10 protein-coding genes and 2 tRNA genes are annotated in these 6381 nt (G+C 70.3%); 8 read left to right on the top strand and 4 right to left on the bottom strand.

Going from position 1 to position 6381, the window contains the following annotated elements; translation table 11 throughout:
- Positions 1-162: 162 nt before the first annotated feature.
- A complete protein-coding gene (locus tag EIO58_RS10770) occupies positions 163-717 on the bottom strand; it encodes a single-stranded DNA-binding protein (protein ID WP_127819541.1) in 555 nt (184 codons plus the stop codon).
- 224 nt (positions 718-941) lie between these two features.
- Between EIO58_RS10770 and EIO58_RS10765 the strand changes: the two genes are divergently transcribed.
- Entirely contained in the window at positions 942-1205 is a 264-nt protein-coding gene (locus EIO58_RS10765) for a hypothetical protein (protein ID WP_127819540.1), read from the top strand.
- A gap of 7 nt (positions 1206-1212) precedes the next feature.
- On the opposite strand, the gene yczR is transcribed toward EIO58_RS10765, so the two are convergent.
- Complete coding sequence (gene yczR, locus EIO58_RS10760; protein ID WP_127819539.1) at positions 1213-2637, bottom strand: MocR-like transcription factor YczR; 1425 nt, start codon at positions 2635-2637, stop codon at positions 1213-1215.
- Between the two features lie 62 nt (positions 2638-2699).
- Between yczR and yczE the strand changes: the two genes are divergently transcribed.
- A complete protein-coding gene (yczE, locus tag EIO58_RS10755; RefSeq protein ID WP_127819538.1) occupies positions 2700-3326 on the top strand; it encodes a membrane protein YczE in 627 nt (208 codons plus the stop codon).
- A 47-nt stretch (positions 3327-3373) separates the two neighbouring features.
- On the opposite strand, the gene EIO58_RS10750 is transcribed toward yczE, so the two are convergent.
- The gene (locus EIO58_RS10750; RefSeq protein ID WP_127819537.1) at positions 3374-3586 is read right to left on the bottom strand and encodes a methyltransferase; all 213 of its coding nucleotides are present in this window, start codon (positions 3584-3586) and stop codon (positions 3374-3376) included.
- A gap of 108 nt (positions 3587-3694) precedes the next feature.
- Here EIO58_RS10750 and EIO58_RS10745 point away from each other — a divergent pair.
- The 6 genes from EIO58_RS10745 to EIO58_RS10720 all read left to right on the top strand — a co-directional run bounded on the left by EIO58_RS10745 (position 3695) and on the right by EIO58_RS10720 (position 5756).
- Positions 3695-3767 (top strand) — tRNA-Arg (locus EIO58_RS10745).
- A gap of 59 nt (positions 3768-3826) precedes the next feature.
- A complete protein-coding gene (gene orn / locus EIO58_RS10740; protein WP_127819536.1) occupies positions 3827-4453 on the top strand; it encodes an oligoribonuclease in 627 nt (208 codons plus the stop codon).
- A gap of 37 nt (positions 4454-4490) precedes the next feature.
- A tRNA-His gene (locus EIO58_RS10735) sits at positions 4491-4566 on the top strand.
- 64 nt (positions 4567-4630) lie between these two features.
- Positions 4631-4972 carry a metallopeptidase family protein gene (locus EIO58_RS10730; protein WP_164861637.1) on the top strand — a complete coding sequence of 114 codons (342 nt, stop codon included), beginning with the start codon at positions 4631-4633 and terminating at the stop codon, positions 4970-4972.
- On the top strand, positions 4969-5271 hold the full coding sequence (gene clpS / locus EIO58_RS10725; RefSeq protein WP_446723915.1) for an ATP-dependent Clp protease adapter ClpS: 303 nt from the start codon (positions 4969-4971) through the stop codon (positions 5269-5271). The genes EIO58_RS10730 and clpS overlap by 4 nt, the downstream gene beginning before the upstream one ends.
- Positions 5268-5756 carry a DUF2017 family protein gene (locus tag EIO58_RS10720; protein ID WP_127819533.1) on the top strand — a complete coding sequence of 163 codons (489 nt, stop codon included), beginning with the start codon at positions 5268-5270 and terminating at the stop codon, positions 5754-5756. Before clpS ends, EIO58_RS10720 begins: the two co-directional genes overlap by 4 nt.
- 40 nt (positions 5757-5796) lie before the next feature.
- Here the strand turns inward: EIO58_RS10720 and EIO58_RS10715 are convergent.
- Positions 5797-6381, bottom strand: a 585-nt coding sequence (locus EIO58_RS10715) for a hypothetical protein (protein ID WP_240658730.1), incomplete at its 5' end; no start/stop codon positions are given.

Here is a 6381-nt window from a genome sequence, read left to right as displayed (position 1 = left end):
GCAGGAGCCGGCGTGCACCCGGCCAGCGCGAGGCCGACGATCGCAGCGACGAGCGCAGCGCCGGCACGGGCGCGGGTCGTCGCGCGCGGGCGCCCGGGTGGGATCGGATGTCGGGACACGGGGAGAGTCTAGAGCGCACCCCGGAACCAGCCCGCCATCGCGTCAGAACGGCGCGTCCGCGTCGGTCGCGCGTTCGGGCGCCTGCGCGTCCCCGCCGACGAGGACGAGACGCTGCTCACCGCCGTCGCCGTCCGGCAGGACAGTCGTCGCAGCATCCGCGGACGACTCCACACCGGGTGCCGCCCACGCGTCGTCCGCCGCGGAGGGCGACCACGACGAGTCGCGTTCGGCACGAGCGGACCGATCGTCCTTCTCGAAAGTCGTCGTACCCCACAGCAGGTCGTGCCCGAGTGCTTCGGCGTCGATCTCGACGGAGATGCCCCGTCGCGTGCCGTTGTCCCATTCGCGCAGTCGCAGGCGTCCGGTCAGGATGACCCGGTCCCCCTTGCTCAGCGAGTGGAACGCGTGGTCGGCGAGTCCTCGGAACGCCGACACCGTGTACCAGTTGGTGCCCGCGTCGGTCCACGCGCCGGTGGCCCGGTCGTAGCGACGCTGCGCGCTGGCGACGCGGAACGTGGTGATCGCGACGCCCGCCGGCGTCCGCTTGAACTCCGGGGGCGTCGCGACGTTCCCGGTGATCGTGATGGTGTCGCTCATGTCGCATCCTCTCGTTGCGTGACCGAGGACGATCCCCGGTCCCGCCGGCGTCCCGTGCCCGAGGACGCCGGCGGTCCACCTACGATCGCGCCGCCGTGCCGTGAGGCGTGACGCGCCGATGCGATCTGGGGAAAGTCGGACACGGGCCGGCGCTGTGGAGGAGCGGCCGAGGGGCCGGGCGATGTCCGACCTCGAAGCTATCTTCGAATCGGAAGGAGAGAAGCATGACCACGACGATCGAAGCAGCACCTCATCGAGCACCCACCCTCGCACGTGGGACCGGACTCCGACTCGCGTCAGCCGCGCCGTCGCTCTGGCGGGTCCTCGACCGGTCCGGCCGTGTCCTCGGGCATCTTCAAGCCGTCCTCGACGGCAACGGAGTGAGGTTTCGCGCGCGCCGTTTCCACCCGGCATCCGGCGCGTTCCGCAATCTCGGCGACTTCTGGAGTCCCGACGACGCGGTCGACTGCCTGCGCTTCGCGCGGTGATCCTGCGTCAGACGAGCGCGCCGACGCGATCGAGGATGCCGGTCGGAGCGTCAGCCGTCACCCTCCCCCACACGTCGCCCAGCACCCGCACCGCACGGGTCAACTCGTCGGGCGGCGCCGTGAACGGCAGTCGCAGGTGACGGTCGTGGCCGCCTTCGATCGAGAAGCGGGGACCGGCACTGAGGAGCACGCCATGCGAGCGCGCCGCCAGCACCAGCCCGGAGCTGAGAGGCGCGTCCAGTTCGAGCCAGAGCGAGACTCCCCCGTGCACCCGAGGCACGCCCCAGGCCGGCAGTTCCTCACGCACCGCGCGCACCAGCGCATCGCGTCCCTCCCGCAGCAGATCCGAACGCTGCTCAAGGATCTCGGCGAACCCTGCCAGAAGCCGCGTGGCGACAGCCTGCTCGAACTCGGGCGTTCCGAGGTCGTGGGTCGGCCTCGCCGCCACGAGTCGCCGGATCAGATCCCCGTCGGCGCGCACCCAACCGACACGCAGACCGCCCCAAACGGTCTTGCCGAGCGACCCGATGCGCACGACGGTGCCCGGCTCGGAGCCCGCGAAGCCGGAGGCGACCGGTGGGCGGTCGATGTCGAGGTCGGCGGTGGTCTCGTCGAGCACGATCACCGCGCCGGCGCGCTCGCCTGCGAGCAGCAGGGCGTCGCGCTCATCTGCGGACATGCTGCGGCCCGTCGGATTCTGGAAGTCGGGCATCAGATAGGCCATCACCGGCAGCGTGCGGGCGAACGCCTGCTGGGCACGGTCCAGGTCCCACCCTTCACCCGTCGTCACCGGCACGCCGACGAGTCGAGCACCGGCGCCTCGCAAGGCGTCGACGGCGTGCGGGTACGTGGGCGTCTCGACGAGCACGCGATCGCCACGTCCGATCAGCACCGACGCGATGAGGTGGATCGCGCTCTGCGCCCCCGTGGTCACGAGCACCTCGCCGGGCCCGGTCGGGATGCCCCGCCGCGTGTACCGCTCGGCGATGGCGCTGCGCAGCTCGATGCGGCCCAGCACGTCGTATCCCACGCGGGCCACGAGTGCGGGCGCGGTGCTCGCGACCTCGCCGAAGACGCCCGCAAGGCCGGGCCACGCCGGCGGACTCGCCTGCTGCAGGTCGATCATTCCCTCGCGCGCGGTCGCTCGGCCGGAATCGCGCCTGCCGAGCGGCAGCGTGACGCTTCCAGACCCCCGAAGGCTCGAGATGTGCCCGGTGCCGCGCAGGCTCCGGTACGCCGCCGCGACCGTGCTCCGGCTCAGGTGCAGCGCGGCCGCCAGCTCGCGCTCGGCAGGAAGGGCCGTGCGCGGCGCGAGCCGGTTGTCGAGGCACAGCAGACGGATGCCGTCGGCCAGCGCCTCGTATGCCGGTTCGCGCGTGCGCCACCCACCGAGCGCGGCGGCGAGCGCGCGGGCTGAGACGCGTGAGTCCATGAGGCCAGCGTAGTCATATTGGACCGATGACCACGAGCCAATTCTGCGATTGGATGGTTCGCATGCCGCGTCGCGTGACTCAACTGCTGGTCGGACTCTTCCTCTACGGTGCCGGCTGCGCCCTCACGGTCGAGGCCGGACTCGGTGTCGACCCGTGGACAGTGTTCGCGCAGGGACTCTCGGTGCGCACCGGCGTCGGCATCGGGTGGATCACGAACATCGTGGGCTTCTTCGTGCTGCTGCTGTGGATCCCGCTGCGCCAGAAGCCCGGAGTCGGCACCGTCGCGAACATCCTGCTCGTCGGCACCAGCATGCAGCTCACCCTCGCCGTCGTCCCCCCGGTCAGTGGACTCTTCGCCCAGGTGGCGCTGCTGCTGGGCGGCATCGCGGTCGTGGCCGTGGCATCCGGTCTCTATATCGGCGCGCACTTCGGGCCCGGGCCGCGCGACGGACTCATGACGGGCATGCACGCGCGGCTCGGCTGGCCGATCTGGCTGTGCCGGGCCCTCGTCGAGCTCTCCGTGCTCGCTATCGGGTGGCTCCTGGGCGGCACCGTCGGCGTCGGTACGGTGCTGTTCGCCGTGCTCATCGGCCCGCTCGTGCATGTCGCGCTGCCGCTCCTCGACACGCGCCGCAACCCGCGAGCCTCGGCGGACGAGCCCGCCGAGGCGGCGCAGTCCGCCGCCTGATCGAGCGAAGGGCGCCGCGAGCCGAGGTCGCGACCCGGAGCAGGACGTCAGTGCTCGCGGAACTGCGGCCAATCGCTGCCCAGCGCCATGCGCGCGTGCAGCGCGCTCTTGGCGATCTCCATCGACGGGTAGGTGCCGGAGGCGCGGTCCGCGCCCGCCATCGTCACGGTGTAGCCGTCGTCGTCCTTTCGAATGCTTCCGACGACGCCCGACGGGCCGTAGGCGACCCAGAGGGCGCGGTGCATCTGCGTGGTGCTCATCTGCGAACTCCTTTCGGTACTTCCGTCACCGACGCTACGCCTGGGCACGCCCGGATGCCAGGGTCCGCTGCGCTCGCGCCCGACCCGGTACCCTGGGATACCACCCATCCCTCCGTAGCTCAGGGGACAGAGCGAGCGGCTTCTACCCGCAAGGTCGGGGGTTCGAATCCTCCCGGAGGGGCGACGGGCTCGGCGTAATGGCCGAGCCCGCTGTCTGGGGCCGTCAATAGGATGGAGCACATGGTGGGGGCATCCGACAACGACCGACTGGTCTGGATCGACTGCGAGATGACCGGGCTCGACCTCGCGGTCGACGAACTGGTCGAGATCGCCGTCGTGGTGACCGACTTCGAACTGCGTCCCCTCGACCCCGGATTCCACATCGTGATCAGGCCCGACGCGTCGGCGCTCGAGAACATGAGCGAGTTCGTCACCAACATGCACCGTCACTCGGGGCTCCTCGACGAGATCCCGAGGGGCGTGAGCGTCGCGGACGCCGAGTTCCAGGTGCTGGAGTACATCCAGCGATTCGTGCCGCAGGAGGGCAAGGCGCCGCTCGCGGGCAACACGATCGGCACCGACCGCATGTTCCTCGCGAAGTACATGCCGCGCGTCGACCGGTGGCTCCACTACCGCAACGTCGATGTATCGAGCATCAAAGAGCTCTCGCGACGCTGGTACCCGCGCGCGTACATCCACGCGCCGGCCAAGGACGGCGGCCACCGCGCGCTCGCCGACATCCTCGAGTCGATCCGTGAGCTGGCGTACTACCGTCAGGCTGTCTTCGTCCCGGAACCTGGTCCGACAAGCGACGGTGCGCGTGCGGTGGCGGCCTCGATCGTGTCGTCGTTCGCCCCCGAGGTGTGAGAGAATCTTCTGGTTGCCCGCGCAGGCGGGAGACATGGTGGGTATAGCTCAGTTGGTAGAGCACCTGGTTGTGGTCCAGGGGGTCGCGGGTTCAAGTCCCGTTACTCACCCCAATCCCTCCGGAGGGGACGCACGGCGTGCGCCTCGATCGGGTCGGGGCGAGGCACCATGATGGAGATGGATGCCGCGACCTTCGAGCAGCTCGTGATCGACGAGCTCGACGCCCTCCCCGACGACATGGTCGAGGGGCTCGACAACATCGTCTTCGTGGTCGAGGATCGCCCCGAGGACGGCAGTCTCGATCTGCTCGGGCTGTACGACGGGTGGGCCCTCACCGAGCGAGAGCGCTACGGCGTCGGCGAGCTGCCGGATCGCATCATCGTGTACCGCGAGCCGCACCTCGCCGCCTGCGACGACGAGGACGCGCTGCGCGACGAGATCCACACCACGCTGGTGCACGAGATCGCCCACTTCTACGGCATCGACGACGACCGGCTCCACGAACTGGGGTGGGCATGATGACCCCGATCACGACACCCGCAGTGGAGGAGCGCACGGATCGCCGTGAGACGGCCGACCCCGAACGGCTATGGCAGACGGTCGTGTGGGACGATCCGGTGAATCTCATGAGCTATGTGACGTACGTGTTCCGCGAGTACTTCGGACTCCCCCGGGGCGAAGCCGAGCGACTGATGCTCGCCGTCCACAATGAGGGGCACGCCGTTGTCGCCGAAGGGCCCCGCGAGAAGATGGAGATGCACGCACAGGCCATGCACGACTACGGCCTCTGGGCCACGGTGCGGCGGGCTCCGCGATGAACGCGCGCATCGTCGTGCTCGAGCTCTCGCGCATCGAGGCCGCGCACCTGGCACGGCTCGTCGTGCAGTTTGGAGACCTTCTCCAGGACTCGATCGCCGATGACGAAGATCCGGCGATCGCACGGCTGGTTCCCGCCGCGTACGTCGATGAGGAGGCGGCGCGGGAGTTCCGCAGGCTTACCGAGGCGGATCTCCTCGACCGGCGTCGCGACGACGCCGAGCGCGTGCTCGCATCGCTGGGTGACTCCGCGGCGCTTCCCGAGGATCTCGACGACCCCGCCCTCCTGGAGCAGGCCCAGGTCCGGCTCGACCCGCTGACGGCACGGGCGTGGCTGCGGACGCTCGCCGCGATCCGCCTGGTCCTCGCCAGCCGCCTCGGCATCGAAGTCGCAGAGGATCACGACCCGGACGATCCCCGATTCGGGATCTACGACTGGCTCGGGTATCGGCTCGACGGTCTCGTCGCCGCCGTCGACATCGACTGAGGCGGCTCGGCCGGGCGCGTCATCCGCCCCGCAGCGTCGGTCACGGCACCGCGAACACGTGTGTGGCCAGCCGAGCGGGCTCGTCGCGCTGGAGATGGCGCTCCTCTTGTCGAGCCCATCGCTCCCAATGCGGGCGGTACCCGTCTCCGTCCCGGACGAGCGCGCGCTGCCGGCGGGACGCCGTCGGCGACTCGAGCCACACCCGCACGTCGCCCAAACCTGCCGTCGCGGGAGTCAGTATCCCGACGCCCTCCACGATCAGCGGCAGTGCCGGATCCACCGCATGAGCTTCGGCGGGAGCGCCCACGTCCCAGTCCCACCGCTGCCAGACGCCCATGAGCCCACGAGCGTGCGGCACGAGGATCTGCTCCCGGGCGAGTCCCACACCCTCGTCCAGACCGTCCCACCCGGGATAGATCGAGTCGAGGGCGACCGACTGGACGCGTCCCGGCAGCGGCCACCGTGCGACCAGGGTGTGCGCGAGCGACGACTTGCCCGCACCGCTGCGTCCGTCGACGAGCACGACGGGGTTGGATGCCGCGACAGCCGTCACCGCGCGGACCAGGTGACCCACGGCGGCGTCGAGGGCAGTCGCGACCGGGTCGGCGCTACTTCTTGAGGGCGC

This window comes from Microbacterium sp. CPCC 204701 (genome assembly GCF_004010105.1).
Lineage (GTDB): Bacteria > Actinomycetota > Actinomycetes > Actinomycetales > Microbacteriaceae > Microbacterium.
Note: the sequence above shows the minus strand (reverse complement) of the source record. Positions and strands in the feature narration are given on the sequence as shown.